General features: G+C 65.4%; 26 protein-coding genes. 17 read left to right on the forward strand and 9 right to left on the reverse strand.

All coding sequences use genetic code 11. From position 1 onward, the window contains the following. The first annotated feature begins 194 nt into the window (after positions 1-194). From ACQR1B_RS27470 to uvrA, 6 genes are all read left to right on the forward strand, one after another. Complete coding sequence (locus ACQR1B_RS27470) at positions 195-938, forward strand: outer membrane protein (RefSeq protein ID WP_434835510.1); 744 nt, start codon at positions 195-197, stop codon at positions 936-938. Between the two features lie 193 nt (positions 939-1,131). Next, positions 1,132-1,887 (forward strand): outer membrane protein, encoded by a 756-nt coding sequence (locus ACQR1B_RS27475; RefSeq protein WP_434835511.1) that lies wholly within the window; start codon positions 1,132-1,134, stop codon positions 1,885-1,887. A gap of 290 nt (positions 1,888-2,177) precedes the next feature. After that, positions 2,178-2,960 carry an outer membrane protein gene (locus ACQR1B_RS27480; protein ID WP_434835512.1) on the forward strand — a complete coding sequence of 261 codons (783 nt, stop codon included), beginning with the start codon at positions 2,178-2,180 and terminating at the stop codon, positions 2,958-2,960. A 209-nt stretch (positions 2,961-3,169) separates the two neighbouring features. Beyond that, positions 3,170-3,898: an outer membrane protein gene (locus ACQR1B_RS27485; RefSeq protein WP_434835513.1), complete on the forward strand. Its 729-nt coding sequence runs from the start codon at positions 3,170-3,172 to the stop codon at positions 3,896-3,898. Between the two features lie 286 nt (positions 3,899-4,184). Then, positions 4,185-4,829, forward strand: a complete 645-nt coding sequence (locus tag ACQR1B_RS27490; protein WP_434835514.1) for an outer membrane protein — start codon at positions 4,185-4,187, stop codon at positions 4,827-4,829. Between the two features lie 300 nt (positions 4,830-5,129). Further along, entirely contained in the window at positions 5,130-8,123 is a 2,994-nt protein-coding gene (gene uvrA, locus ACQR1B_RS27495; RefSeq protein ID WP_434835515.1) for an excinuclease ABC subunit UvrA, read from the forward strand. Between the two features lie 201 nt (positions 8,124-8,324). Here the strand turns inward: uvrA and ACQR1B_RS27500 are convergent, their stop codons facing one another. Beyond that, entirely contained in the window at positions 8,325-8,669 is a 345-nt protein-coding gene (locus ACQR1B_RS27500) for a hypothetical protein (protein WP_434835516.1), read from the reverse strand. Between the two features lie 219 nt (positions 8,670-8,888). Then, positions 8,889-9,191, reverse strand: coding sequence for a hypothetical protein (locus ACQR1B_RS27505; RefSeq protein ID WP_434835517.1), 303 nt, complete (start codon positions 9,189-9,191; stop codon positions 8,889-8,891). Between the two features lie 304 nt (positions 9,192-9,495). Here ACQR1B_RS27505 and ACQR1B_RS27510 point away from each other — a divergent pair, with 304 nt between their 5' ends. Continuing rightward, the gene (locus tag ACQR1B_RS27510) at positions 9,496-10,152 is read left to right on the forward strand and encodes an HAD-IA family hydrolase (protein ID WP_434835518.1); all 657 of its coding nucleotides are present in this window, start codon (positions 9,496-9,498) and stop codon (positions 10,150-10,152) included. Between the two features lie 33 nt (positions 10,153-10,185). Here ACQR1B_RS27510 and ACQR1B_RS27515 read toward each other — a convergent pair whose 3' ends face one another. From ACQR1B_RS27515 to ACQR1B_RS27535, 5 genes are all read right to left on the reverse strand, one after another. Further along, the gene (locus tag ACQR1B_RS27515) at positions 10,186-11,121 is read right to left on the reverse strand and encodes a cytochrome D1 domain-containing protein (RefSeq protein ID WP_434835563.1); all 936 of its coding nucleotides are present in this window, start codon (positions 11,119-11,121) and stop codon (positions 10,186-10,188) included. Positions 11,122-11,557: 436 nt separating this feature from the next. Beyond that, positions 11,558-12,109 (reverse strand): SRPBCC family protein, encoded by a 552-nt coding sequence (locus ACQR1B_RS27520; RefSeq protein ID WP_434835519.1) that lies wholly within the window; start codon positions 12,107-12,109, stop codon positions 11,558-11,560. A gap of 114 nt (positions 12,110-12,223) precedes the next feature. Beyond that, on the reverse strand, positions 12,224-12,898 hold the full coding sequence (locus ACQR1B_RS27525) for a UPF0149 family protein (RefSeq protein WP_434835520.1): 675 nt from the start codon (positions 12,896-12,898) through the stop codon (positions 12,224-12,226). Positions 12,899-13,805: 907 nt separating this feature from the next. Further along, complete coding sequence (locus ACQR1B_RS27530; protein WP_434835521.1) at positions 13,806-14,663, reverse strand: PCC domain-containing protein; 858 nt, start codon at positions 14,661-14,663, stop codon at positions 13,806-13,808. 6 nt (positions 14,664-14,669) lie between these two features. Continuing rightward, positions 14,670-16,271, reverse strand: a complete 1,602-nt coding sequence (locus tag ACQR1B_RS27535; RefSeq protein ID WP_434835522.1) for an acyl-CoA synthetase — start codon at positions 16,269-16,271, stop codon at positions 14,670-14,672. 267 nt (positions 16,272-16,538) lie between these two features. On the opposite strand from ACQR1B_RS27535, the gene ACQR1B_RS27540 reads away from it, so the two are divergent. The 3 genes from ACQR1B_RS27540 (at position 16,539) to ACQR1B_RS27550 (ending at position 17,636) form a co-directional block, all read left to right on the forward strand. Then, positions 16,539-17,078, forward strand: coding sequence for a DUF3828 domain-containing protein (locus tag ACQR1B_RS27540; protein ID WP_434835523.1), 540 nt, complete (start codon positions 16,539-16,541; stop codon positions 17,076-17,078). 6 nt (positions 17,079-17,084) lie between these two features. Continuing rightward, entirely contained in the window at positions 17,085-17,357 is a 273-nt protein-coding gene (locus ACQR1B_RS27545; protein WP_434835524.1) for a GNAT family N-acetyltransferase, read from the forward strand. A gap of 114 nt (positions 17,358-17,471) precedes the next feature. Beyond that, the gene (locus tag ACQR1B_RS27550) at positions 17,472-17,636 is read left to right on the forward strand and encodes a DUF1127 domain-containing protein (RefSeq protein WP_434835525.1); all 165 of its coding nucleotides are present in this window, start codon (positions 17,472-17,474) and stop codon (positions 17,634-17,636) included. Between the two features lie 107 nt (positions 17,637-17,743). On the opposite strand, the gene ACQR1B_RS27555 is transcribed toward ACQR1B_RS27550, so the two are convergent. After that, the gene (locus ACQR1B_RS27555) at positions 17,744-18,133 is read right to left on the reverse strand and encodes a DUF3597 domain-containing protein (RefSeq protein ID WP_434835526.1); all 390 of its coding nucleotides are present in this window, start codon (positions 18,131-18,133) and stop codon (positions 17,744-17,746) included. Positions 18,134-18,537: 404 nt separating this feature from the next. Between ACQR1B_RS27555 and ACQR1B_RS27560 the strand changes: the two genes are divergently transcribed. Together ACQR1B_RS27560 and ACQR1B_RS27565 are read left to right on the forward strand one after the other, a co-directional pair. After that, entirely contained in the window at positions 18,538-19,449 is a 912-nt protein-coding gene (locus ACQR1B_RS27560) for a DUF2189 domain-containing protein (protein WP_434835527.1), read from the forward strand. A 255-nt stretch (positions 19,450-19,704) separates the two neighbouring features. Continuing rightward, positions 19,705-20,475 carry a lytic murein transglycosylase gene (locus ACQR1B_RS27565; protein ID WP_434835528.1) on the forward strand — a complete coding sequence of 257 codons (771 nt, stop codon included), beginning with the start codon at positions 19,705-19,707 and terminating at the stop codon, positions 20,473-20,475. Between the two features lie 69 nt (positions 20,476-20,544). On the opposite strand, the gene ACQR1B_RS27570 is transcribed toward ACQR1B_RS27565, so the two are convergent. Beyond that, positions 20,545-20,811 carry a hypothetical protein gene (locus ACQR1B_RS27570; RefSeq protein ID WP_434835529.1) on the reverse strand — a complete coding sequence of 89 codons (267 nt, stop codon included), beginning with the start codon at positions 20,809-20,811 and terminating at the stop codon, positions 20,545-20,547. A 483-nt stretch (positions 20,812-21,294) separates the two neighbouring features. On the opposite strand from ACQR1B_RS27570, the gene ACQR1B_RS27575 reads away from it, so the two are divergent. The 5 genes from ACQR1B_RS27575 to ACQR1B_RS27595 all read left to right on the forward strand — a co-directional run bounded on the left by ACQR1B_RS27575 (position 21,295) and on the right by ACQR1B_RS27595 (position 26,055). Then, the gene (locus ACQR1B_RS27575) at positions 21,295-21,447 is read left to right on the forward strand and encodes a DUF1127 domain-containing protein (RefSeq protein ID WP_006614327.1); all 153 of its coding nucleotides are present in this window, start codon (positions 21,295-21,297) and stop codon (positions 21,445-21,447) included. A 155-nt stretch (positions 21,448-21,602) separates the two neighbouring features. Then, the gene (gene trmFO / locus ACQR1B_RS27580; RefSeq protein WP_434835530.1) at positions 21,603-23,036 is read left to right on the forward strand and encodes a methylenetetrahydrofolate--tRNA-(uracil(54)-C(5))-methyltransferase (FADH(2)-oxidizing) TrmFO; all 1,434 of its coding nucleotides are present in this window, start codon (positions 21,603-21,605) and stop codon (positions 23,034-23,036) included. Between the two features lie 7 nt (positions 23,037-23,043). Then, on the forward strand, positions 23,044-24,144 hold the full coding sequence (locus ACQR1B_RS27585; RefSeq protein WP_434835531.1) for a serine/threonine protein kinase: 1,101 nt from the start codon (positions 23,044-23,046) through the stop codon (positions 24,142-24,144). Between the two features lie 85 nt (positions 24,145-24,229). Continuing rightward, entirely contained in the window at positions 24,230-25,120 is an 891-nt protein-coding gene (locus tag ACQR1B_RS27590; RefSeq protein ID WP_434835532.1) for a TauD/TfdA dioxygenase family protein, read from the forward strand. 242 nt (positions 25,121-25,362) lie between these two features. Continuing rightward, on the forward strand, positions 25,363-26,055 hold the full coding sequence (locus ACQR1B_RS27595; RefSeq protein ID WP_434835533.1) for a TauD/TfdA dioxygenase family protein: 693 nt from the start codon (positions 25,363-25,365) through the stop codon (positions 26,053-26,055). Positions 26,056-26,059 lie beyond the last annotated feature (4 nt).

Here is a 26,059-nt window from a genome sequence, read left to right on the forward strand (position 1 = left end):
ATTAACTTTCATTAGGTTAGGTCGCCTCACATCCTCCTCGCCTGTGGCTTTTGGGAGACGGTATCCAGAGTTGAATCGCGTATATTTGAGGATGGAATGGGGCCGACACGCTGGTCGTACCATCTTCACAAAAGCGCGCCTCCGGGGACGATTTTCGGGGCGCAAAACGCGGGAGACTTGGGATGAAACTTGGGATGAAGAGTGTTTTTCTTGGAGCTGTCAGCTTGATCGGTTTGGGGTCGCTGGCCCCCGCAGGCGCCGCCGATCTCGCCGCCCGCCCTTACACCAAGGCGCCGATGGTGGCCCCCGCCCCGCTGCCGACCTGGGCCGGCTTCTATCTGGGTCTGCAGGGCGGCGGCGCCTGGGGGCGGAGCGATGAGACCTTCTTCGGCGCGCCGAATACGGCGATCTTTGCCGGCACCCAGCGCTACGACTTCAACGGCGGCTTCGCCGGTGGCGTCATCGGCTACAACTGGCAGGTCGACAACGTCGTGTTCGGTCTCGAAGGCGACTACCACTGGGCCGACGTCGACGGCCGCTCGAGCGTGATCAACGCTGGCCTCGGTGACACCTACTTCACCAAGCTGCGTGGCTTCGGCGACATCAAGGGTCGTCTCGGCTGGGCTGCTGGTCCGGCGCTGTTCTTCGTCAGCGGCGGTGCCGCCGTCGGCGACCTGCAGCACCGCTATGACGGCGTTCCGGGTAACGTGTTCGTACGGAACGACTGGCGCTGGGGTTGGACGATCGGCGCTGGCGCCGAATACATGTTCGCCCCCAACTGGTCGGCGAAGGTCGAGTACAACTATCTCGATTTCGGCAAGAGCACGATCCAGTACTCGCCGGTCGTGGCCAACCGCTCGGAGTGGAGCGACACCATCCACACCGTCAAGGCCGGCATCTCCTACCACTTCGGTGGTCCGGGCGTGTCGCGCTACTGATTGCGCCCTGGAAGCGAATATGTCGAAAGGCCGGCCTCGCGCCGGCCTTTTTTTGCGTGCCAGAACCGGCACTTGCTGAGCCGTTGTGTCCTTTGGGTGACGGCTTTTTACCACGGAAGGGTCTATCAAGGCCTCGCGGATGGGCGTTGGTGAGAGTGTGCGTGCGGGCGTCGGACTGGGTTTGGGGACTGCGATGAGAAGGCTGTTGCTGGGGGCGACAACCTCGCTGGCGTTGGGGCTTGCGCCGGCGATCGCAGCCGATTTGCCCGCGCGCACCTTCACCAAGGCGCCCGCGATGATCGCGACGATCTATGATTGGAGCGGCTTCTATCTCGGTCTGAACGCTGGCGGTGGCTCCGCACGCAGTTGTTGGACCAACAACGTGACCTTTGGCGGCGTCGCCGCGACCAATGCCGAGGGCTGCCACGATGCGGCCGGCGCGCTGGCCGGCGGCCAGATCGGTTATCGCTGGCAAGCGGGCAGCTGGGTGTTCGGTGTCGAAGGCCAGGGCAACTGGGCCAACCTCAAGGGCAGCAACACCAGTCAGCTCGCGCCCGCGGTCACCAACCAGACCAAGGTCAACGGTGTCGGCCTTCTCACCGGCCAGATCGGCTATGCCTGGAACAACGTGCTCTGGTATGTGAAGGGCGGCGCAGCCGTCGCGGGCGAGAAGTACACCGGTCTCGCCACCGGGACGGGCACGGCGTTCGACCAGTCCACCGCGACGCGCTGGGGCGCGACGGTCGGAACCGGCGTCGAAGTGGGCTTCGGCAAGAACTGGTCGGTCGGCGCCGAATACGAACATATCTTCATGGGCAACAAGGCCCTCAACTTCTCCGGCCTTCCCGCCGGTGGGGCGACTCGAACCGATACCGTCGGTCAGGACGTCGACATGGCCACCGTCCGCGTCAACTATCGCTGGGGCGGTCCGGTCGTCTCCAAGCACTGACGCACTGACGCCGCGGTACGGCCGTCTCACCGAGCTCGAGCTTCGGCCGGGCCGCACGCATGCAGGTCACGCCACTCAGGCAGGCCCCCGCCGCCGGCACGGGCCCGCTGCCAAACCCATCCCGCCCCTGCCCGTTTACCGCCGGTTAAGCACGACCGACACAACGGCGCGCCTGCGCCCGTCGGTTCACCGCTTCGAAAATCAGTCCCTCCTACGATCAGCAACACGCCACATCGGGGCCGGATCGGAGGGATCCGGCGATGGTCGTTCTGGGACTGGGGAGAGAAGAGATGCAGAAGACAACGCTGATCGTGACGGCGGGCGCCGCCTTGCTCGGAGTGGCACCGGCATCGGCAGCCGACTTCGCTGCGCGGCCCTATGGCAAGGCGCCGCCGCCGGCCTATGTCACGCCGCTGCCGAGCTGGGCCGGATTCTATCTCGGCGTCAACGGCGGTGCCGACTGGAGCCGCAATTGCTGGACGCTGAACAATGTCGGCGGCGCGCCGGTCGTGCCGACGCAGTCCGAAGGCTGCCGCAACGCCTCGAGCGGCCTCATCGGCGGCCAGGTCGGGTATCGCTGGCAGGCCGCCAGCTGGGTGTTCGGCCTCGAAGCCCAGGGCGACTGGACCGACCTGAAATCGTCGAACGCCAGCACCGCGGCGCTCGCGGCCGGCATCACCAACAACACCAAGACCGACGCGATCGGGCTGTTCACCGGTCAGGTCGGCTATGCCTGGGGCAACGTGCTCTGGTATGTGAAGGGCGGCGCGGCGGTCACCCACAACAAATACACCGGCACCGCCAACGCGGCGGCTCCGTTCCCGGTCGGCACGCTGCTCGACTCCGCCAGCGAGACCCGCTGGGGTGGCACCGTCGGCACCGGCGTCGAATTCGGCTTTGCACCGAACTGGTCGGTCGCGGTCGAGTACGATCACCTCTTCATGGGCTCGCGCGACGTCAGTTTCCCCGCGACGGCGACTGTGAACTCCCGCGTCGACACCATCAAGCAGGACATCGACATGGCGACCGTCCGGGTGAACTACCGCTTCGGCGCGCCCGGCACGCGCTACTGAAACACCTCGCCGCGCACGATTGCGAAAGGCCGGCGTCCGCGCTGGCCTTTTTCGTGTCCGAGGCCCGGCACCGCGGCGGCTCTTTTGTGTTAAATATTTGATTTATAACGCTTTTTTGGCCATGTGGCGCGTGCGTTACAGCCTCCCGGGGGTGCCCCGTGTATGACTTCCCCATCGCTTGTCATTCCAACTCCTTGGGGGAGAATTTGATGAAGAAGTTGCTCGTGATCACGACGGCTCTCGTCGGCATCGCAACCGCCACCTCGGCGTCCGCAGCGGACCTCGCGGCACGGCCCTACACCAAGGCGCCGCCGATGATGGTCGCCATCAACGACTGGGGCGGCTTCTATCTCGGCATCAACGGCGGTTACGGATCGAGCCGCAATTGCTGGACCCTCGTGGCCGGCCCGGCCGAGGGGTGCCATAATGCGACCGGCGGCACCATCGGTGGCCAGTTCGGCTATCGCTGGCAGATGGGTTCGGTGGTGTTTGGCCTGGAAGCGCAGGGCAATTGGGCCGACCTGACCGGAAACAACGTCAGCCCAGTGTTCGCCCCGGACCGCAATCGGAGCAAGCTCACCGCCTTTGGCCTGTTCACCGGCCAGATCGGCTATGCCTTCGAAAACGTCCTGCTCTACGCCAAGGGCGGCGCGGCCGTCACCGACACCAAGTACGAGATCTTTTCCGGCGTGATCAACACCGTGCTGGCCACCACGACCGTGCACAAATGGGGCGCGTCCGTCGGCGCCGGCGTCGAATACGCGTTTGCGCCGAACTGGTCGGTGGGCTTCGAATACGACCACCTGTTCATGGGCAACACGAACGTCCCGTTCCGCGGCGCGGTCTTCACCCAGACCGACACCATCAAGCAGGACGTCGACCTGTTCACGGCGCGCCTCAACTACCGCTTCGGCGGCCCGGTCATCGCCAAATACTGACTCTGGAAGGCTCCAGAACTGCAGAAGGCCGGCCTCGCGCCGGCCTTTTTTGTTGCAAAAAAGCGCCCTTGCTTCAACGCCACAACGGGAACCAAGCACTTGAGCAACATGATCTTTCCAGATCATGTCAGGATCTGCGCTGTTTCGCCGCGACTGTGTCTTCGCGGTGACGGTAATCCGTACGGAACCGGGCTATAGGAACCTCGTCAACTTGAACGGGTGAGTCTGTTTCGTGCGTAAGCTTTTCGGTGCGATGCGGACTTCAAGGAATAAACTGGAGACAAGAATGAAGAAGATCCTGCTCGCGACCGTGGCCGTGGCCGCCCTGGCCGCTCCCGCCGCCGCCGCTGATCTCGCTGCACGCCCGACCTACACCAAGGCCCCGGTTCTCGCGCCGGTGATGACCTGGACCGGTTTCTACATCGGTGCGATGGGCGGCTATGCCACGGAAGAGTCGTCTGGCGTCAAGGGCGGTCTGGCCGGCGGCACCATCGGCTACAACTGGCAGCAGGGCCCCGTCGTGTACGGCCTCGAGGCTGACGCAGCTTGGGCCGACCTCACTGACTCGATCTCCGGCATCGTCCCGGGCTTCGGTCTCGTGACCGCCAGCACCAAGGTCAACAGCACCGGCACGGTGCGCGGCCGCATCGGTTACGCCTTCGGTCCGACCCTGCTGTACGCCACCGGCGGTTATGCCTGGGCCAACAACAAGCTGTCCCTGTCGGCGCTCGGCGTGGGCGTGTCCGACGAGCAGTTCCTGAACGGCTGGACCGTCGGCGCTGGCGCAGAATGGATGTTCGCACCGAAGTGGTCGGTGAAGGCCGAGTACCTCTACAAGTCCTTCGAGGGCAAGAGCTACTTCAATGGCGCGCTGGCGACCGGCGACCTCAACCTGCACTCCGTGCAGGTCGGCGTGAACTACCACTTCTAAGAACGACGCCTCCGGGCCAACGCACAAAGCCTCCGCTCGACCCGAGCGGAGGCTTTTTCTTTGGGCGGCGCGTTTGCGCGATTCGAGCCCGCGACGGGGCAAACCCGCTCGGGTCCGCTCGGCCTCCTGCCAATCGCTGCCACGCGCGCAGCGCATTGTTGATGATTCGTGCGCGGCACTGGAAATCCAGCTGCGTTCTTCCTACGTTCCGAGCATACCTTTCCATTGGCGTCCGATGGCCGGTTCCCGGCGGTGCGCGCCTGCAATGATGGCGCGATTTGGCGCCGTGGGACGATCGTCATGGATGAAGTGATCAAGGCCAAGCAGCGCACGCAAGCCAACTCGTCGAGCCTGCGGGCGATCACCATCCGCGGTGCCCGCGAGCACAATCTCAAGAACATCGACGTCGAGATCCCGCGCGACAAGCTCGTCGTCTTCACCGGGCTCTCCGGCTCAGGCAAATCCTCGCTCGCATTCGACACCATCTATGCCGAGGGCCAGCGCCGCTACGTCGAATCGCTCTCCGCCTATGCGCGCCAGTTCCTGGAGATGATGCAGAAGCCGGATGTCGACCAGATCGACGGCCTGTCGCCGGCGATCTCGATCGAGCAGAAGACCACGTCGAAGAACCCGCGCTCCACCGTCGGCACCGTCACCGAGATCTACGATTACATGCGGCTGCTGTGGGCGCGTGTCGGCGTGCCCTACTCGCCGGCCACCGGCCTGCCGATCGAGAGCCAGACCGTGTCGCAGATGGTTGACCGCGTGCTGGCGCTGCCCGAGGGTACGCGGTTGTATCTGCTGGCGCCGGTCGTGCGCGGCCGCAAGGGCGAGTACAAGAAGGAGCTCGCCGAATATCTCAAGAAGGGCTTTCAGCGCGTCAAGATCGACGGCACCTTCCACGAGCTCGCCGAGGCGCCCACGCTCGACAAGAAATTCCCGCACGACATCGACGTCGTCGTCGACCGCATCGTCGTCCGCCCCGACATCGGCCAGCGCCTGGCCGAGAGTTTTGAAACTGCGCTGAAGCTCGCGGAGGGCCTCGCCGTCATCGAGTTCGCCGACGCGCCAGCCTCCGCCGCGCCGGCGGAGGAGAAGGAAAAGAAGAAGACCGCAAAAATCCACGACAAGAGCGGGCCCGAGCGCATCCTGTTCTCCGAAAAATTCGCCTGCCCGGTCTCCGGCTTCACCATCCCCGAGATCGAGCCGCGGCTGTTCTCGTTCAACAATCCCTATGGCGCCTGCCCGGAATGCGGCGGCCTCGGCGTCGAGCAGCATGTCGACGCCGATCTGGTGATTCCCGACAAGGACGTCACCCTGCGCAAGGGCGCGATCGCGCCCTGGGCCAAGTCGTCCTCGCCCTATTATTTGCAGACGCTGACCGCGCTCGGGAAGTTCTACAAGTTCACCCTGGACACCAAGTGGAAGGACCTGCCGAAGAAGACGCAGAACGCGCTGCTGCACGGCTCGGGCGACGACGAGATCAAGTTCACCTATGAGGACGGCGTCCGCGCCTACGACACCAAGAAGCCGTTCGAGGGCGTCATCACCAACATCGAGCGCCGCTTCCGCGAGACCGAGAGCGAATGGGCGCGCGAGGAGCTCGGCAAATACTTCAACGACGTGCCCTGCGCCGGCTGCAAGGGTTTTCGACTGAAGCCCGAGGCGCTGAGCGTCAAGGTCGGCGGCAAGCATATCGGCGATATCTCCGAGCTCAGCGTCAAAGCCGCCGGCGAATGGTTCGCCGAGGTGCCGAAGCAGCTCAACGCGCAGCAGACCGAGATCGCGACCCGCATCCTGAAGGAGATCCGCGACCGCCTGACCTTCCTGCTCGACGTCGGCCTGAACTACCTGACCCTGGCGCGCTCCTCCGGCACCCTGTCCGGCGGCGAGAGCCAGCGCATCCGCCTGGCCTCGCAGATCGGTTCGGGGCTGACCGGCGTGCTCTACGTCCTCGACGAGCCGTCGATCGGCCTGCACCAGCGCGACAACGCCCGCCTGCTCGACACGCTGAAGCGGCTGCGCGATCTCGGCAACACCGTGATCGTGGTCGAGCACGACGAGGACGCCATTCGTCTCGCCGACTACGTGCTCGACATCGGCCCCGGCGCCGGCACCCATGGCGGCCACATCGTCGCCGAGGGCACCCCCGCCGAGATCATGCGCAATCCGAAGTCGCTGACCGGCAAATATCTCACCGGCGAACTCGAGGTCGAGGTGCCGGAGCGGCGGCCGCCGAACCACCGCCGCACCATCAAGGTCATCAACGCCCGCGGCAACAATCTGAAGAACGTCTCGGCCGAGATCCCGCTCGGCCTGTTCACCGCCATCACCGGCGTCTCCGGCGGCGGCAAGTCGACGCTTCTCATCGACACGCTCTACAAGGCGATCGCGCGCAAGCTCAACGGCGCCAGCGAGGGCGCCGCGCCGCACGACCGCATCGAGGGCCTGGAGCACATCGACAAGATCATCGACATCGACCAGTCGCCGATCGGCCGCACGCCGCGCTCCAATCCCGCGACCTATACCGGCGCGTTCACGCCGATCCGCGAATGGTTTGCCGGTCTTCCCGAGGCGAAGGCACGCGGCTACGAGCCCGGCCGCTTCTCCTTCAACGTCAAGGGCGGCCGCTGCGAGGCCTGCCAGGGCGACGGCGTCATCAAGATCGAGATGCACTTTTTGCCGGATGTCTACGTCACCTGCGACGTCTGCAAGGGCAAGCGCTACAACCGCGAGACGCTCGACGTATTGTTCAAGGGCAAGTCGATCGCCGACGTGCTTGACATGACCGTCGAGGAGGCCGCCGAGTTCTTCAAGGCGGTGCCACGCGTCCGCGACACGTTCGAGACCCTGCGCCGCGTCGGCCTCGACTACATCCATGTCGGTCAGCAGGCCACCACGCTCTCCGGCGGCGAGGCCCAGCGCGTCAAGCTCGCCAAGGAGCTGTCGAAGCGCGCCACCGGCCGCACGCTCTACATCCTCGACGAGCCGACCACCGGCCTGCACTTCCACGACGTCAAGAAGCTGCTGGAGGTGCTGCACGAGCTGGTCGCGCAGGGCAATACGGTGGTCGTGATCGAGCACAATCTCGAGGTCATCAAGACCGCCGACTGGGTGATCGACTTAGGCCCCGAAGGCGGCGACGGCGGCGGCGAGATCGTCGCCTGGGGCCCGCCGGAGGACATCGTCAAGGCCCCGCGCAGCTACACGGGGCAGTTCCTCAAGCCGGTGCTGGAGAAGTCGGCCAAACCGAAGAAGCGCGGGCGTGGCGCCGCCAGCGAGGCCGCGGAGTAGTTCCTCCTTTGACGTCATTGCGAACGAAGCGTTTCAGCCGAAGCCCAGCGGGCGAAGGCGGAAGCAATCCAGGGCCGAGCACGCGACTCTGGATTGCTTCGTCGTTTCGCTCCTCGCAATGACGCATGTGATTGATACCGGTTCGTAAGGCGAAGCCCGCCGCTCTCCAAAGAGCGACGGGCTTGATCACAACGAACTCAACTACCAGCGATAATACCCGCTGCGCGTGCCATTGTTGTTGCCGCCGGGGCCGACGTCGCCCTGGGACGAGCTCGGGGTCGGGTGGTTGGTGCCGTTGTAGCCGGTGCCCCAGCCCGGACCGTAGTAGGGCCCCGGCGCGACGGCGACGTAGCCTTCCTCATAGCCCGGCCTCACCTCATAGACCGGCGCCGGCGCCCAGGCGTAGGCGTCGCGGTCGGCGTAGGTGGGCATCCCCTGTCCGCCATAGCCGTAGCCGCCGGGGCCGTACTCGCCGGCCGAAGCGCCGACCGTGGCGGTCACCAGAGTCGCGGCCGCCAGCGCAGCCATTGCAATCATGCGCATCATCTCGCTCCTTTGTTCCTATTCTCGCGGGGACAAACGACGCCGACGCGGCCGAGGTTCCGCGGCAGCGTCCAACAATCTTGCGAGCCGACGCGACGCTCACTCGGCGGACCGATGATCCAATCGGATTGCTGAGAGAGAAACGGACTCGATAGACACGACAAACCCGCCGCTCGTGTCCGAGCGGCGGGTTGGTCAGGTCGCGCTAGCGCGCGGGGATCGTTACCACTGGCGATAGGCGCCGGTCAGCGTGCCGTTGTTGTTGCCCTGCGGGCCGACATCGCCCTGGCTCGAACTCGGGGTCGGATGGTTGGTGCCGTTGTAACCGCGGCCCCAGGTCGCCGGACCCTGACGATACATCGGTGCCGGCGCGGCGTCATAGCCCGGCTCGGAATCGTAGGACGCGGCCGGCGGAACCCAAGCCATCGAGTCGTTGTAACGGGCATAGCCCTGAGCGGATGCGGCGGCCGTGCCGATCACCAGCGTTGCGGCGGTAAGCGCCGCCATCTTGATCGCATGTTGCATGTGGTGTTCCTTCTTCTTGTGCGGGGTCAACGGCCGCACTGCGGCAGCGTTCCTGCAGTGCAAGGTCACAAACGCCGTGAGCCGATCGTGATCGGCCGCGACTGCCGTTCAAGACAGAGTGAGGGTCGCCCCGTCGCAGCAGCAGGTCAGGCGGCGACCGCGCGTCGCTGCGTCACGCCGGTCTCGGTGCCGCACGCCGCCCCGTCCGATTGCGTCCGGCGTATCGTGTTGCTATTGGCGCAGGCCGCCACGCCCGACCTCATGCTGCAGATCGCCCTTCCGCTCTTTCACCACGTTCGGTCCGATGCCCTACTCCCTCGTCATCTTCGATCTCGACGACACGCTGGCCGACAGCCTTCCGTGGTTTCGCCGCAACGTGAACATCGTGGCGGCGCGCTATCGCTTTCGCCCCGTCGTCGACGAAGACGTCGAGCTTCTGCGCCACTCCTCGGCGGCCGAGGTGCTGCAGCATCTCGGCGTCTCGCGCTGGAAGCTGCCACTGATCGCGCGGCACATCCGCCGCCTCAAGACCGAGCAGGCCGCCAGCATTCCGCTGTTCGCCGGCGTCGAGGCCATGCTGGCGACACTGGCCGCTGCGGGCATCCGCCTCGCGCTGGTGTCCTCCGATACCGAGGCCAATGCGCGCCAGAAGCTCGGCGCCTCCGCGCAGTTGTTCTCCGCCTTCGACTGCTCGGCCTCGCTGTACGGCAAGGCGCGCAAGTTCAGGCGCGTGGTGAAGCGCATGGGTTCCGCTGCCACCGAGGTCATCGCCATCGGCGACGAGACCCGCGACATCGATGCGGCCCGCGCCGCCGGCGTCGCCTTCGGTGCGGTGACCTGGGGCTACGCGGCGGAAAAGGCGCTGCGCGACCGGCAGCCCGAACTCGTGTTCACCCGGATGGAGGAGATCGTTGAGCGGCTGGTGGGGACGCCAGCCGCACGTGATACGTCGCCTGCATGAGCGTCGGCGGCATCTGCCACTGCCGGCGCGGAGCTACCGCCGCAGGAACGCGCCGAACGCGCGCGGGCCGTCGCCGACCTTGATTTCGCCGGTCACCTTCAGCGTCGCGACGTCGATGACGCTGAGCATGTTGCTCTCCCAATTGGCGACGATGATCTGCCGGCCGTCGGCGGTGGCTTCGATGCCCTCCGGATAGTCGCCGACATTGATGCGCTTGAGCGGCTGCAGGCTCGCCACGTCGAACACGCTGACCGTGCCGTCATACTGATCGGTGACGAAGCCCCTGCCCTGCGCCAGCGCGACCGCATAGGGCCGCAGGCCGGTCTTGACGCGGCCGATCTCCCTGAAATCAGCGAGATCGATCACCGACACGTCGTTGGACCCGACATTGGCGGTATAGGCGCGCCTGCCCTCGGCGTCGATGGTGACGCCGAACGGGCGGGTGCCGACCTTGATCGTCCTGAGCCGCTGCCGCGTCGACGTGTCGATCACCGAGACCTGGTCGTCGTCGCGGTCGGCCGAGAGCAGCAGCTTGCCGTCCGGCGTCACGGCGAGCCCCGAGGGCGAGGCGCCGACCGCGATGCTCGTGGTGACCGTGCGGGCGCTGGCGTCGATGACCCGGATCGCCGCGCTGTACCAGTCGGCGACATAGACCGTCGCGCCATTTGGCGTCACCACGATGCCGAGCGGCCCGCCGCCGACATCGATACGCGCGACGACTTTCCGCTCGTGGGCGTCGATCACGCTGACGGACTTGTCGTCGGGGCTCGCCACATAGGCGAAGCGCCCGTCGGCGGCGACAGCCACGCCGGCCGGCTTGCCCCCGATCGGAATCGTCGCCACCGGCTTCGACGTCGCGAGATCGACGATGGTGAGATCATCGCTAAGCTGATTGGTGACGAAGGCTTCTTCGGCGTGGGCAGCGGCGGAGCTGCAGGCGAGGACGGCTGCGAGCAGAAGAACGCAGATACCATGATGAAGATGTCGTGCACTGGGGCCGCGAACCCGGCACTCGCCTCTCCCCGCTCGCGGCAGAGCTATCGCATATGGAGATGCGGAGCTGTCCCGGCGGGCAATCCTGCTGATGAGTTGCTCCGTCATGCCCGGGCTTGTCCCGGGCATCCACGTCGTTCTCAGCATGCCGAACGACGTGGATGGCCGGGACGAGCCCGGCCATGACGACGTGGAGAGAGACGAGCACGAAACCGCGATCGTCATATGCGATAGCTCTGCCGCTTGCGGGGTGAGGTCGGATTGCATCGAAGATGCAATCCGGGTCCGCGCATCTGCCGACCCCAGCCCTCACAGCGCGAGCGAAACCCGTCGCGGCCCCGTGAAGAACGGGGAGAGATAGCGCAGCACCTTCTGGGGAACATCATCGGCCCTCAATGAGCAATTCGTCCGCTCAGCTCCCGCTCTCCACCTTCTTCTTCAACCCGTCCAGCCCGCCCTTGTAGAGCCCGCTCACGGCGTTCACCGCGGCCTCGTCGCTCAGCTCCGGCGGCGGATCGTTGTTGGGGAAGCCGCGGTAGAACGCGCCGACCCATTCGACCATGCTGCCCTTGCCGTCGGCGCTCGGCGTGACCGCGATGGTCGACGAGTAGTTCGTCACCGGCAGCACCTTCACATCCACGGCCGTGATGCGGTACGAATAGCTCATCTTCTCGGCGTCGTATTTGTAGAGTTCCTCCTCGACGGTGCCGCCGCCCTTCAAGGTCAGCTTGCGGGTCGCGCCGACCTCGTTGCCCTTGTCGCCTTCGGTCTTCTCGACCGGGCCGAGCCAGCTCATGTCCTGGAAGTTGCCGATCACGGCCCACACCTTGGCGGGCGCGGCGTTGATCTCGACATGCTCCTGCACCTTGCGCCGGGTCGGACCATGCGCATCGGCCGTGGTCAGGGTCATGATTGTCAGGGCCGTCGTTGCGATCGCCAGCGCCTTGCCGAACACCATCCTCATCTCGTTTCCTCAGTCACTCTCATTGGCCGGCGCATCCGGCGCGCGGCGGCGCATCTTTGCACCGCTCCCGATTGTTGCAACAAAAAAGACCGTGTCGTGGCGATCGGCGGCCGCTCAATTCGCGCCGCAGCAGCGCTTGTATTTCTGGCCGGAACCGCACGGACAGGGGTCGTTGCGGCCGATCTTGCCGAGCGATGCGAACGGATTGGGCCGGTCGGCGAAATCGGGCGCCCCGGGCATCGCCGCGCCGCTCTCCCGATACCGGTAGAGGGTCAGCACCGCATCGCGGATATCGGCGGACATATCGCCGAGGTGGAGACGCGGATCGCGGTCATCCTCGAGCGCCCGATCGATGGCGATCATCAGGATCACGGCCGCAGCCGCCACCTCGCCGCCGGCCTGCCGATAGGCCTCGAAGCGCTCGGGACGCAGGCCCACCGCCGCAGCAAAGCCTTCGGTCCACAGTTGCCAGATCACATCGCCAGTCGTGGGATCGACTGAAAAGCGCGGCTGATACCGCTCCGGATCGCGCGCCAGCGTCCGTGCGATCTCGTCGTGATACGCCATGACCAGGCCAAGCACCGCATTGGCATGTTCGATGCTCGCAAACACCGAGTGCCGTCCCTTGCCGAATCCGAACGCCGCCGCGAACCATTCGCCGGGCGGGACCTGCTCGGGCAGAACCAGGAGACCGGCGATGAAGCCGTCGAGTTCCTCCAGCACCATCGCGCGATCGTCGAGGGCGAGCAGCGCCTGGTCGAGTTCGTCGTGGCTGGTCTCTTCCGGCATGCTGCAACCTTCTCTCGTCCGCCCTTGCTCGCGCGCCGCGAGTCGCCCGACGGGCACGCGACCGGGCCGCAACGCGGCGGGTTTGACACCAAAACGGGCGTGCGCGCAAAACCTAAATTTGCAAGGGGGATCAGCGGCATCACCTCTGTCCAGTCCCGCGGCGAAAAATTTCCCTCTTTCGCTTTTTCGCAATTTCGGTTTTCCTGTCCGCGTCCCGTCCTCACGAGAGGGGCGCTTCGCGGTCGTCACGGACGTTGAGGCGGGATGCGGTGGGCGTGTCGGTGCTGCAGCGTGGTCTCATGATCGCGCCGACGAACGGCACGATGCGCACGGTCAAGTCGCGTGGTCCTGATACCCCGACGCTGGTATCAAGGTCGAAGGGCTGGACGAGTCCTGCGACCGACGGTGGCCAACAAGCCCGGAGCACCGGGGAGAACGCGAAGCAGCCGTTCCAACCATCGCGCGGGGAATGCCGGGATGTCTCGGCTGAACCTGTGGTACCTGCCGCCTGCATTTTTTTGAGCAGGCGGGCCATGGGGGCGGCCAGCTCCCGGCATTCCCCGCGCCCTCTCATTCGATGAGGGCGAAACGAACGTCAAAGCTCGGGTGCGAAGGCATCGCGAGACGATAGCACCATGTCCCACATGTTTCGTCCGGTTTCCGCGCAATCGCCGCCCCATCCTCCGCTGTCGTTGCCCGCGCAGGCGGGCAATCCAGTCCGCCGCGGCCTCTCGATCGAGCCGGGCGATGACAGCTCAGAAGGCGGCAACAGATGGGCTCAATTGAACGGATGAGCACCGCAACCCCACCTCAACTCTCTCCTCCGTCATGTTCGCGGCGGCACGAAGCGACGAGCCCGGAATCCTGCGCGCGAAGCGTAGCATCAGTCGTCCACCGGCTCTCGCAACTACGCCACGACTTCCAGCACCAGCTCCATCGTCATCAGCACCGGATTGTCGCCGCGAACCAGGCGTCCCTGCGCCAACGCGCCGGTGTAGTCGACCAGCGCGACATCGAGCGTGGCTTCGAGGCCGCCGGCTCGGTGCGCGACGACGCCGGAGGTGATCGTCAGCTCCGTCGCAAACGGATCGACGATCGCACCATCCTCGAAGCGCGCGCCGATGGTCGAGCCGACGCCGCCGCGGATGCGGGCCTCACGGATCCCCTGCGCCCTGCAGAAGTCTTCGAGACAGCCGGCGACGTCCTGGTTCGGCCGCAGCCGCAGCGCGAAGGCGCGGCGCTCCGTCGTTGCCCCGCTCCGCACGGCCGCGACCGGGCCGAACAGCTTGAACCCGGTCTCGGGGTCCGGCTCCGCCTTGAAGATCGCGCCGTCCAGTCCGAAGGCCGCGACCTCGAACGCCTCGGCAACGATGGTCTCCTCTGGCAGGATGTGGCCGCCGCCGTTGCGGCCGCCCTCTTCCGTCCACAGCGCATGGCAGTGAAAGAACGGCGCGCCGTCGCGCACGCCGAGCGTCATGGTGGCGGTGGAGAGATGCGTCACGCCGGCAGGCCGATAGGTCTCGCTGTAGAACGCCGCATGGTCCGGCGTCTTCGACAGCGCGGGCATGACATAGGCGAATGGCCCGAGCGCGCCGCGTTTGATCTCGAGCACACCGCCGGCAAAGCCCTGCGCCGCGAAGCCGCGGTGGGCCGCTTCCAGCAGCGGCAAGCCTTTTTCAAGCGTGAAGCTGAAGGCGCGGCCGCGTGCCTCGACCCACTGGATACGTTCTGCAACCGGCGCGCCGGGCTGAGTGATGGATCGCATTCCTCGTCAGCCCTGCTTGGTGAGATCGAGCAACCCGCGCGCCTCGAGCTCGTCGCGCACCAGCCGCTTGGGGATCTTGCCATAGCCGGACTTCGGCAAGGCGTCCCAGAAGAAGAACCGCTTCGGCATCTTGTAGCGCGGCAGCTTGGTCGCGAGATAGCCGGCGATGTCGCTCTCGCTCGGCGCGACAGCTCCTTCGCGCGCGACACAGACGGCGACACCGACCTCCCCCCAAACGGGATCGGGCACGCCGAGCACGGCGACCTCGCCAATGTCGGGATGGGTCAGGATCTTTTCCTCGACCTCACGCGGATAGATGTTGGAGCCGCCGGAGATGTACATGTCCGAGGCGCGCCCCGTGATGTAGACGAAGCCCTGCGCGTCCATGTGGCCGAGATCGCCGGTGCGGAACCAGCCGTCGCGGAACGCCTTCGCATTGGCCTCGGGATTGTCGTAGTAGCCAGCGAACACCGCCGGGCCGATGACGCAGATCTCGCCGGTCTCGCCCGGCTTCAGCTCGCGTCCCGCATCGTCCTGGATCGAGACCTGCATGCCGGTGCGCTCATAGCCGCAGCTGCCGATCCGCGCCTCCGGCCCATCCTCCTCCTCATGTGCCGCCGCCGGCAGCACCGTGATGTTGCCGGTGACCTCGCCGAGGCCGAAATACTGCACGATGACCTTGCCGAGCCGCGCCAGCGCGCGCTTCTGGTCCTCGCGATACATCGGCGCGCCGGCATAGATGACGTGGCGCAGCGAGGAATGGTCGAACTGATCGACGGCGGGATGCTCGACCATCATCTTCAGGATGGTCGGCACCGTGAAGAGATTGCTGACGCGATGCGTCTCGATCAGGCGGAAGGCTTCGGTGATGTCGAACTTCTCGCTCGGCAGCAGCACCGTCTTGGCGCCGCGCGCGCTCTGCATCATCTGGTGCACGCCGGCGCCATGCGACAGCGGCGCCACCACCAGCGAGGCGTCGTGCTCGGTGGTGCCCGGCGTCAGGTCCGCGAGATGGTTGGTGATGACGAACGCCATCTGGCCATGCGTCAGCACTGCCGCCTTGGAGCGGCCCGTGGTGCCCGAGGTGAAGAAGAACCAGCAGGGATCGTCATGCTCCACATCAGCGTTGGCAAGGTCGGCGCCCGCATGCGCCTTCATCGCCTCGGCCACGGATCGCGTGCCGAAGTTGCCGGTCTCGCCGATGCGCCAAGTGAAGGACGCGGTCGTCACCGCCGCGGCATGCTCCGGAAAATCGCCATGACAGAGAAACGCCTTCGCGCCCGAGGCGGTCGCGAGATAGGCGACCTCGTCCGGCATCAGGCGGAAATTGGTGGGCACCCAGACCGCGCCGAGCCGGAACGCGGCGAACATCGAGACGAACATCTCCTCGCAGTTCTTCGAATGCACCAGGATGCGATCGCCCTTGGTGATGCCCTGCTCTGCCAGCGCCGCCGCGAGCGCCGAGACCATCATGTCGATCTCGCGCCAGGTCCAGGACCGCTCGCCCCACACGAAGCCGATGCGGTCGCCGAGCCGACGGCCGTTCTGCGTCACGATATGCGCGAGGTTCATCACCCGCCGCGACATGCGCAAGGGGGCGGATGTCATCGACGGGCGCTCGCGTCTCGGCAGCGGAAGAACAGAACCATGGCCACGTCCCCTCGATCGATCCCCGGACGATCTCGGCCGCCCTGGTCCAACGTCCTGTTTATCGTGGGATCGCAAGCCGTCGCAAGATCGCCCCGGCCATCGCACCCATGCAGCCGTGTCATTCGAACGAATGCATCCGCCGTGCGACAAACCCGTCGCCGGCAGCGCATGCGTTCATTTCGATTCCTTCATTCCTGGCGCGCCGAATCTGATTTGAGGACACCCATGATCGACCGTCGCCTTTTACTCCTGAGCCTCGCCGGCGTGCTCGCCGCGTCCCCGCTGCGCGCGCAAGGCGCTGCCAGCGATCCCGCGGCACTGTTGAGCGCGATCTACACCCGCGTGGCCAAGGGCACGGGCGAGGACGGCGGCAACTTCGTCATCGAGAGCAAGGCGGCGCGCGCAAAATATCTGTCGGCATCGCTGGCCGCCCAATGGGCCAGGATGGACGCCCGCACGCCCAAGGGCGAGGTCGGCGCAGTCGATTTCGATCCGATCACCAACTCGCAGGATCCGGATGTCGCCTCGTTCAAGGTCACTCCGGAAAAGCAGGAGGCCGACAAGGCGACTCTCGCGGTCACCATCACCGGCCATCGCGGCGCGCGCAAGGAACAGGCCGACAGCATCATCCGTTACGACCTCGTGCGCGAAGCCGGCCAGTGGAAGATCGACGATATCAGAGGCGCGGTCGATGGCCAGGCGTGGTCGATCCGCGCGATGCTGGCCGACTTCATCAAGCTGACCGACGAACCATCGAGAAAGTAGCGCCGCATGACGACCGTCCGCGACAACAAGACCAAAGGCCGATTCGAGCTCGACGTCGAAGGCGGCATGGCCTTCGCCACCTACCGGGCCACCCCACAGGCGGTCGTCATCACCCACACCGAAACCCCGGCGGCCCTGCGCGGCCGGGGCATTGGTTCCCAGCTGGTCGAGGGCGCGCTCGCACTGATCCGCGCGGATGGGCGCAAGGTCGTCGCAGGCTGCAGCTTCGTCGCCGATTACCTCCGCGACCACCCGGAATACCAGGACATCAGGGCCTGATGCCCCGTAGAACTACCGAGCACTGCGACCGGGACGCGCGCGTTAACGCCATGGCTACCTGGATGGATCAGCAATCCCCGCCGAACAATCAACCGGACCGATGGGGAGAGGCTCATGTTCGTCACCGCCATTTTCGCCGCGCTCAAGCGCTACGTTCACTACCGCACCCAGCTGTCTTATCTCGACCAGCTCGACGAGCGCACCCTGCGCGACATCGGCTTCAGCCGCGACCAGATGTATGCGCAGGCCTGGGAGCGCGCCGCCTTGGTCCGCGTCTGAGGCTTTCGCGCGCGACGCTGCAGAGCGTCGATGCGATCCGACATCGAAGACGACAAAGGCCCGCGCGATGGCGGGCCTTTCTCTTTTCGGCTGAAGTCTGCGTCAGCTCAATGCTTGATCTCCGGCGGCAGCTTGCCGCCATTGGCCGCGAGCTTGCTCATGACCTGCTTGTGCAGCCAGACGTTCATGCTGGCGGAGTCATTGGTGTCGCCGCTGTAGCCGAGTTCCTTGGCAAGCTCCTTGCGCGCCGCCAGGCTCGACTCGATGTCGAGCGCCTTCATCAGGTCGACGATCGAGGTCCGCCACTCCAGCTTTTCTTTCTTGGCGGCCGCGGCCTTGTCGACGATCGCAGCCACGTCGACGTTTTGCGCCGCGGTAGCCTCAGCCGTATCGCCGGCCGGCGCTGTTCCGCCCGCCGCCGGCGAGCCGCCGCCAGCCGGCGCAGCCTCGGCATGGTGACCGAAAATCGCGCCCATGATCTTTCCGAAAACGCTCATCGATGGCTCCCAATGGATAGAGTTCGTCCGAATGAAGAACTCGGCTGGCGGTGTTCGGTTGCTGAGCTGCCGTCACAGCACCTTCGCCCGCCGCTCACCTGCCGAGGCGAACACGGCGACGGTTGTGAAGCTTACCGAAGGCGGAATGACGGCGGAATGACGTTGTCCGGGAAATGCGCCGCGTCATCGAGTTCCACCGCCGCCCTAATGCACTGCGACATTCACAGCTCTCACCGAGGCGTGAGTAGGCGCTGCCGCGTTTGTCACTATCCTCTCGTCTTCCGTTCGCGAATGGCCGCCCCGAGGTTCGTCGCGTCTGGCCATTCGCGATCCGTCCAACGACAAGCGCGGCCCGGCCGGCACGGTTGGGAAGCGCGTCATGAGGCATGAGGGAGCGAACGACGATGGCCACTTACCACAGCAATGTCGATGCACACGTCCGGCCTGCCGACGAGGTCGCGGCCGAGATCACGATCCGCACGATCGACCTTTCCAGCCTGACGCGCGCGCTGCGGCTCGGCTGGGACGACTTCAAGGCGGTTCCGAGCCACGCGGTGATGCTGTGCGCGATCTATCCCGTGCTCGGCCTCGTGCTGGCGCGCGCCGCGTTTGGCTATGCCGTGCTGCCGCTGCTGTTCCCGCTCGCTGCCGGTTTTGCCCTGCTCGGCCCGTTCGCCGCACTCGGCCTCTACGAACTCTCCAGCCGCCGCGACCGCGGCGAGGAGGCCGGCGCCTGGGATGCGTTCGAGGTGCTGCGCTCGCCCTCGTTCGGCGCGATGCTCGGGCTCGGCACCTTGCTGCTGGCTCTGTTCGTCACCTGGGTGGCGACGGCGCAGGCGATCTACGTGGCGGTGTTCGGCTATGGCGGCGCCGATGGTGTGAGCGATTTCCTTCAGCGCATCTTCACCACGCCGCAAGGTTGGTGGCTGATGGCGGTCGGCTGTGGCGCCGGCTTCCTGTTCGCGCTGCTGGCGCTGTGCCTCAGCATCGTCTCCTTCCCGCTGATGCTCGACCGCCACGCCGGCGCGCTCGAAGCGGTGGTGACCTCGCTGCGCGTGGTGGCCAAGAATCCGGTTCCGGTTGCCGCCTGGGGCCTCATCGTCGCGGCGCTGCTCGTCGCCGGCACGATCCCGTTCTTCCTGGGGCTGGCCGTCGTGATCCCCGTGCTGGGCCACGCCACCTGGCATCTTTACCGCGAGGCGATCGCGATCCATCCCGACGCCGCGCGGGTCGTCACGCCGGCGCCGCGCGCGTCGAAGCCGGCTGCCGATTTTCCGGCCAATCTGTTCCCGTGGCGCTCGCGCGACCGGACGTGAGGACGCGCGCATGAGTTCGCTGCTGCCGCCGGCCCACGGGCCGGTGGTCGTCTCGAGAAGCCGGCGACGGGTCATAGAGGACGGCGGCGCCGGTCACGAAAACCGACGGCAACGTGATCGGCAGGCCTTGTTGCTGCCGCGGTTACGCCCGACACGGAGCGGGTCCCCGACCCTGTTTGAGTCCATTGCCGTCCAGGTGTTTCGATGATTGTCCGCGTTCTTGCCGCCCCCGTTTTGGCCTGTCTCACTGTCCTGATGATTTTTTCCGCCCCCGCCCGCGCCGCCGTTCCCTGCGGCACCGGCAACTTCGATAGCTGGCTCGCCGATTTCAAGACCGAGGCTGCGGCCAAGGGCATCTCGCAGACTGCGATCAACGCCGCGTTCACCGGCCTTACGCCCGATCAGAGCGTGCTCAATCGCGACCGCAGTCAGAAGGTGTTCAGCCAGACCTTCGAGGAATTCTCCGGCCGCATGGTGCCGCCGCGGCTGACCCGCGGCTCCAACATGCTCAAGCAATACGGTTCGGTGCTGTCGCGGATCGAGCAGAGCTACGGCGTGCCCGGCGAAGTGCTGGTCGCGATCTGGGGATTGGAGACCGATTTCGGCGTCAATGTCGGCAAATTTCCGACCGTCCGCGCCCTGGCGACGCTGGCCTATGACTGCCGGCGCGCCGAGCAGTTCCGCGGCGAGCTGCTCGATGCGCTGCGCATCGTCGACCGTGGCGATCTTCAGCCGGCCGAGATGCGCGGCGCCTGGGCCGGCGAGATCGGCCAGACCCAGTTCATGCCGTCGTCCTGGATCAAATACGCGGTCGATTTCGACGGCAATGGCAAGCGCGATTTGATCCGCAACGTGCCCGACGTGCTGGCGTCCACCGCAAACTACCTGAAGGGCTATGGCTGGCAGAAGGGCAAGGATTGGGAGCCGGGAGGCCCGAACTTCGCGGTCATCCAGCAGTGGAACAAGAGCGAGGTCTATGCGCGGACGATCGCGACCTTCGCGACCCAGCTCGCACGGGCGCCGTAGGCCCGGACGGAGAAACGGCCGATCGCGGACGCGACCGGCCGGTGGTTCGATGAGTGAGAGATGTGGCCGTTACTTGATCATCCCGGCCTGCATCGCCTTGGTCAGATGCATGCTGCAGGCTCCCATCTTGCCGCTCAGCAGCGCGTCCTGGGCCGCCGCGATCTCGCGCTGTGCCGTGAATCGGGCATCGCCGTCGGCCATGGCCTCGATCGCCGTCTCGGTCTTTTCCAGATTGGGACCGCTGCAGCCGGCGCCGTGCATCTTCGCCGCCTGAGCCGGCCCGAACGTGGTCATCGCCGCGATGACGAGCGCGGCCCCCAACAGTTTGCTGTTCATTGTTCTTCCTCGCTGGTGCAATGGCGTCGGCATCATTGCCGGGCACCGCGACACTTTGCCGCACATTCACGCGGCATCACGAATGAAATCCTCGAGAGCAGCGCGTGATCAGAAAATGGTTCTCCAAGGCGCGAAGTCAAATAATGAACTTTAATTCACATGAAACCACCCATGCGTTCACAATGGCACGGCTGGGCTGCGGACCTGATCTGCCAGCCTTGTCGTGCGGTCAGCCGATCACGACTTCCGATGCTGAAATTCAAACGAATGATTGAAAAACCGCATGAATACGGGGCTTTTCCGGCCAGCCTCAGCGTTGGACGCTTGCCTGCTCGATTCTTACTCAAGGGTTACGCAAGCTATGCGCCGAAGGTTTAGCTGCATCGCAACATCGTCGCTTCCGCATTGCAACAATCTCTTCTATGTTCATTCCAACGATGAAGTTCACCCGAAGAACTGAATCGTGAACTAAGGAGAATTGACATGTTGCTCTCACTCATCCGCATGGTGCAGGCGTTCCGTGAGTATCAGCGCAACGTTGCCGAGCTGTCTCAGCTCAGCGATCGCGAACTTGCCGACATCGGTCTCGACCGTTCGGACATCCCGCGCGTTGCCGCCGGTCACTACAACGGCTGATCAGCCTGCTTCCGATATCTACCGGACATCGCCCGCCTCGCTGCGGGCGTTGCCGTATCTGGGCCTTGCGGCACGCGACACACCCGCCCGGTTTCTCGCGATGAACTCCACTGGCGCATTTGCAGCGCCCGCGAAAAGCGCTACCTGTCCCGCGCATGACAGGGACCAAATCACTTTCGAACACCGTCCACGTTGTCGGCGCGGGCCTCGCCGGCTCCGAAGCCGCCTGGCAACTGGCCGAGACGGGCATCGACGTCGTGCTGCACGAGATGCGGCCGGACCGCATGACAGAGGCGCACCGGACCGCATCTCCGGCTGAACTCGTGTGCTCGAACTCGTTCCGCTCGGATGACGCCGCCAACAACGCCGTCGGGCTGCTGCACGCCGAGATGCGCCGGCTGGGCTCGCTGATCATGCGCGCAGCCGATGCCAACCAGGTCCCGGCCGGTGGCGCGCTCGCGGTCGACCGTGACGGCTTCTCCGCGGCCGTGGCGGCAGCCCTGCAGGCACATCCGCGCATCGAGCTGCGCCGCGGCGAGATCACCGGCCTGCCGCCGGCGGACTGGGGCAGCGTCATCGTCGCCACGGGCCCGCTCACCTCGCAACCGCTCGCCGAGGCGATCCGCGACCTCACCGATGAAACCGCGCTCGCCTTCTTCGACGCCATTGCGCCGATCGTGCACAAGGACACGATCGACATGTCCAAGGCCTGGTTCCAGTCGCGTTACGACAAGGTCGGTCCTGGCGGCACGGGTGCGGATTACATCAATTGCCCCATGACCAAGGAGCAGTACGACGCCTTCGTGGCGGCGCTGCTGGCGGGCGAAAAGACCGATTTTAAAGAGTGGGAGACCAACACGCCCTATTTCGACGGCTGCCTGCCGGTCGAGGTGATGGCCGAGCGCGGTCACGAGACGCTGCGGCATGGTCCGATGAAGCCGGTCGGTCTGACCAACCCACACGACCCCACCGTCAAATCCTACGCGATCGTGCAGCTGCGTCAGGATAACAAGCTCGGCACGCTCTACAATATGGTCGGCTTCCAGACGAAGCTGAAATACGGCCCGCAGCAGCAGATCTTTCGGACGATCCCCGGTCTGGAAAACGCGGAATTCGCCCGGCTCGGCGGCCTGCACCGCAACACGTTCCTCAACTCGCCCAAACTGCTCGACCAGCAACTGCGCCTGCGTGCACAGCCGCGGCTGCGCTTTGCCGGCCAGATGACGGGCTGCGAGGGGTACGTCGAATCGGCCAGCATCGGCCTCATCGCGGGCCTTTACGCCGCTGCGGACATGCGCGGCACAACTCTGCTGCCGCCTCCGCCGACCACCGCGCTCGGTGCCTTGCTGGGCCACATCACCGGCGGCCATATCGAGACGATCGACGGGGCGACGCGCTCGTTCCAGCCGATGAACATCAATTTCGGCCTGTTCCCGCCGCTGGCTGCGGCCCCGACCAGAAAGCCTGATGGCTCGCGGCTGAAGGGCAACGAGAAGACGGTGGCCAAGAAGCAGGCGATGAGCGCCCGCGCGCTGGCCGATCTCGATCGCTGGATCGCCGAACATCTGCGCGTCGCAGCCGCTGCGTGAGAATAAGATGAGTTTGCCCAAGACTGACTCCGCCTGGCTGGCGGCGCGCTGGAGCGAAGGCGTGCTGCTCAAGCGCGACGTGTTCTCGACGGTCGAGCGTGGCCGCTTCGTCGGCGAGACCGGCCCAGTGGATGCCGTGCTGCGCCGGCTCGACGAAGTGCCGTGGTGGTCGTTCGTGCTGGCGCGGCATCTGTTCGCCAGGGAGCGCAAGGCGTTGACGCGTGCCAAGGGGCTCGATGCCGGCCCCAATCTGTTGTGGGCCGGGGATCGCGCGCTGGTGCGCGGCTTCATCAACGGCGTGGCCCTGCATCTGGCTAAGCCGCACGGCAATGTCGCCTATTTCCGCTCGGCCAAGCGGATGATGCGCCGGCTGCATCGCGCCGGCATCACCCACAACGACCTCGCCAAGGAGCAGAACTGGCTGGTCGGCCATGACGGTCATTGCTACGTCACCGACTTCCAGCTGGCGGCGTGCTTCTCCGGCCGCAGCCGGCTGTTCCGGGTCGCGGCCTATGAGGATCTGCGCCATCTGCTCAAGCACAAGCGGACCTACGCGCCCGAGGCGCTGACACCGAAGGAACGCAAGATCCTGGCGCGCAAATCGCTGGTTGCACGGATCTGGCTGATGACCGGCAAGAAGGTCTACCGTGGGATCACCCGCGGCATCTTCAATTTCACCGATCGCGAGGGCGGCGGGCGGCGGCTCGTCAACGATGCCCCGGTTCTGATGGAGATGATTCGTAAAAACCCCGGTGTCCGTGATGCGGCGATCGTCGCGTTCGCCGACCGCCGCACCGGCGTCGGCCTCTATGCCTTCGTCGAGGCGGAACAGCCGGCGCTTGAAACCCAGTTGCAGAGCGAGCTGACCTCCGCCAAGGGCCCGAAGCCGCCGGAACACATCCAGGTCGTCCACGCCCTGCCGCGCGACGCCAGCGGCCGGCCACGCACCGAGCTGCTGCAGCTGGTTGCGATGAACCAGATCGACCTGATCGAACCGATGATCACCAGCGACAGCGACCGTGCGTTCCTCAAGGACATCCTGGACTCGCGGAAGAACCTGCGCGACCGATTCAATTTCGAGGCGGACCTGAAGCTGCCGTCGACCTGAGGCGCGCGCCGTCCATGACCCGGGCTCCTGTGATTTCGGGGCGGACCCGCTATATATCCAGAGCACACTTGGCGAGGACACGGCGATGGACATCGAGACCGGAGCGCAGACAGCCACTCATTCGTCGATCATCGAGATCGTTCCAACAGGCGGTCCCCTGGGCGCAGAAGTCCGCGATGTCGATCTCAAACGTCTGGACGACGCGGCTTTCGCCGTCCTGCTCCGCGCCTTTCGCGACCATTCCGTACTGCTGGTGCGCGGCCAGACCCTGTCCGACCAGGACCTCATCGCCTTCAGCCGCCGCTTCGGTGATCTCGACTGGGCACCCGTGCAGGAAAACGGCCGCCGCTTCGTCGACGGCCTGCCCGAAATCTACATCGTCTCGAACGTCAAGGTGAACGGCGAGGCGATCGGCAGCCTCGGCGCCGGCGAAGCGGTGTGGCACACGGACATGTCGTATCTCGACACGCCGCCGATCGCGAGCGCGCTCTATGCGCTGGAGATTCCGCCCGTCGGCGGCAATACCTCGTTCTGCAGCATGTACGCCGTCTATGACGCGCTTCCTGCTGATTTGAAGCGCCGCATTGCAGACCTGAAGATCAAGCACGACGGCACTTACAACAGCGGCGGGTTCGTGCGGCAGGGCGTGACGCCGACGGATGATCCGCGCACGTCACCCGGCGCTGTCCATCCGCTGGTCTGCACACATCCCGAGTCCGGCCGGCAGATGCTGTATCTCGGACGCCGCCGCAACGCCTATCTCGTGGGCCTCGAGCTGGCCTCCTCGGAGGCGCTGCTCGACGAATTGTGGACCTATGTCGCGCGTTCCGAATTCGCCTGGGAGCATGCGTGGAAGGTCGGAGATCTCGTCATCTGGGACAATCGCTCCACGATGCACCGGCGTGATCCATTCGACGATCATGCGAGGCGAATCATGCATCGAACCCAGATCAAGGGATCTCAACGCCCGCGCTGAGTCGCTTGCGTAGCGCATGCGCCCGATGAAGCGTCATGTTGCCTGCGAACGAGTTGCAGCTTGCTGCATATTTCCTCGCGCGTCGGCTCGAAGCGTCCAATTTCTGACTCAGAGCGGCAGAGTGTGCCGACAATCGGCGGATCGTGCCGCGATCCTTCCGCGAATTGCCTCCGAGCCGAAACAACCCCGACAAATTATCGTGGTTGATTTGCATCGCTGGTGAAACTTGGGAGATGACGCAAGTGAGTCTCAGAAGCGACGTTGCGCGAAGCACTGAAAGCAGTCTCGTCCAGGTCATCCCGACAGGAAAATCGCTCGGTGCCGAAGTCTGCAGTGTCGATCTCAGATCCTTCGACGATTGGGCGTTCGCCTCCTTCATGCGCGCGCTGCTCAAGCATCAGGTCCTGCTCGTGCGCGGCCAGCGCTTGAGCGAGCGCGACATTGCGGCCTTCAGCCGCCGCTTCGGCCACGCCGATCTCCACTATACGTCTCCCGGCACCATGATCGGCGACAGACTGTCGTTCTGCAGCCTCTACGCCGCCTATGATGCGCTGTCGCCGGTGCTGCGAAGCCGGGTTGCTCATCTGAAGGTTCGTCATCTGGCGACAGAGACCGCCGATGACGGCCGACGCACCATCCTCGCAGGTCCCGTGCATCCGTTGGTCGGCCTTCATGCCGATACGGGCCGCTCGATGCTTGCGCTTGGGCAGCGCCGCCATTCCTACGTCGTCGGCCTCGAGCATTCCGAATCGGATGCGCTGCTCGATGATCTCTGGCAGCTTGCCGAACGGCCCGAATTCGGTTGGGCCCACACGTGCCGGGCCGGTGATCTCGTGGTGTGGGACACACGCTGCACGATCCACCGGCATGTGCCGCCGGACATGCCGACCCTCCGCCACAGCCCGCCGCTGTGGAATGCGATGCCGACAGCGTGACGAC

The organism is Bradyrhizobium oligotrophicum, from assembly GCF_051168495.1.
Lineage (GTDB): Bacteria > Pseudomonadota > Alphaproteobacteria > Rhizobiales > Xanthobacteraceae > Bradyrhizobium > Bradyrhizobium oligotrophicum_A.

Excerpts from the sequence above, each read along its gene's own strand:
- ACQR1B_RS27470 (WP_434835510.1), top strand. The coding sequence starts at position 195 with ATGAAGAGTGTTTTTCTTGGAGCTGTCAGCTTGATCGGTTTGGGGTCG.
- ACQR1B_RS27475 (WP_434835511.1), top strand. The coding sequence starts at position 1,132 with ATGAGAAGGCTGTTGCTGGGGGCGACAACCTCGCTGGCGTTGGGGCTT.
- ACQR1B_RS27480 (WP_434835512.1), top strand. The coding sequence starts at position 2,178 with ATGCAGAAGACAACGCTGATCGTGACGGCGGGCGCCGCCTTGCTCGGA.
- ACQR1B_RS27485 (WP_434835513.1), top strand. The coding sequence starts at position 3,170 with ATGAAGAAGTTGCTCGTGATCACGACGGCTCTCGTCGGCATCGCAACC.
- ACQR1B_RS27490 (WP_434835514.1), top strand. The coding sequence starts at position 4,185 with ATGAAGAAGATCCTGCTCGCGACCGTGGCCGTGGCCGCCCTGGCCGCT.
- uvrA (WP_434835515.1), top strand. The coding sequence starts at position 5,130 with ATGGATGAAGTGATCAAGGCCAAGCAGCGCACGCAAGCCAACTCGTCG.
- ACQR1B_RS27500 (WP_434835516.1), bottom strand. The coding sequence starts at position 8,669 with ATGATGCGCATGATTGCAATGGCTGCGCTGGCGGCCGCGACTCTGGTG.
- ACQR1B_RS27505 (WP_434835517.1), bottom strand. The coding sequence starts at position 9,191 with ATGCAACATGCGATCAAGATGGCGGCGCTTACCGCCGCAACGCTGGTG.
- ACQR1B_RS27510 (WP_434835518.1), top strand. The coding sequence starts at position 9,496 with ATGCCCTACTCCCTCGTCATCTTCGATCTCGACGACACGCTGGCCGAC.
- ACQR1B_RS27520 (WP_434835519.1), bottom strand. The coding sequence starts at position 12,109 with ATGAGGATGGTGTTCGGCAAGGCGCTGGCGATCGCAACGACGGCCCTG.
- ACQR1B_RS27525 (WP_434835520.1), bottom strand. The coding sequence starts at position 12,898 with ATGCCGGAAGAGACCAGCCACGACGAACTCGACCAGGCGCTGCTCGCC.
- ACQR1B_RS27530 (WP_434835521.1), bottom strand. The coding sequence starts at position 14,663 with ATGCGATCCATCACTCAGCCCGGCGCGCCGGTTGCAGAACGTATCCAG.
- ACQR1B_RS27535 (WP_434835522.1), bottom strand. The coding sequence starts at position 16,271 with ATGACATCCGCCCCCTTGCGCATGTCGCGGCGGGTGATGAACCTCGCG.
- ACQR1B_RS27540 (WP_434835523.1), top strand. The coding sequence starts at position 16,539 with ATGATCGACCGTCGCCTTTTACTCCTGAGCCTCGCCGGCGTGCTCGCC.
- ACQR1B_RS27545 (WP_434835524.1), top strand. The coding sequence starts at position 17,085 with ATGACGACCGTCCGCGACAACAAGACCAAAGGCCGATTCGAGCTCGAC.
- ACQR1B_RS27550 (WP_434835525.1), top strand. The coding sequence starts at position 17,472 with ATGTTCGTCACCGCCATTTTCGCCGCGCTCAAGCGCTACGTTCACTAC.
- ACQR1B_RS27555 (WP_434835526.1), bottom strand. The coding sequence starts at position 18,133 with ATGAGCGTTTTCGGAAAGATCATGGGCGCGATTTTCGGTCACCATGCC.
- ACQR1B_RS27560 (WP_434835527.1), top strand. The coding sequence starts at position 18,538 with ATGGCCACTTACCACAGCAATGTCGATGCACACGTCCGGCCTGCCGAC.
- ACQR1B_RS27565 (WP_434835528.1), top strand. The coding sequence starts at position 19,705 with ATGATTTTTTCCGCCCCCGCCCGCGCCGCCGTTCCCTGCGGCACCGGC.
- ACQR1B_RS27570 (WP_434835529.1), bottom strand. The coding sequence starts at position 20,811 with ATGAACAGCAAACTGTTGGGGGCCGCGCTCGTCATCGCGGCGATGACC.
- ACQR1B_RS27575 (WP_006614327.1), top strand. The coding sequence starts at position 21,295 with ATGTTGCTCTCACTCATCCGCATGGTGCAGGCGTTCCGTGAGTATCAG.
- trmFO (WP_434835530.1), top strand. The coding sequence starts at position 21,603 with ATGACAGGGACCAAATCACTTTCGAACACCGTCCACGTTGTCGGCGCG.
- ACQR1B_RS27585 (WP_434835531.1), top strand. The coding sequence starts at position 23,044 with ATGAGTTTGCCCAAGACTGACTCCGCCTGGCTGGCGGCGCGCTGGAGC.
- ACQR1B_RS27590 (WP_434835532.1), top strand. The coding sequence starts at position 24,230 with ATGGACATCGAGACCGGAGCGCAGACAGCCACTCATTCGTCGATCATC.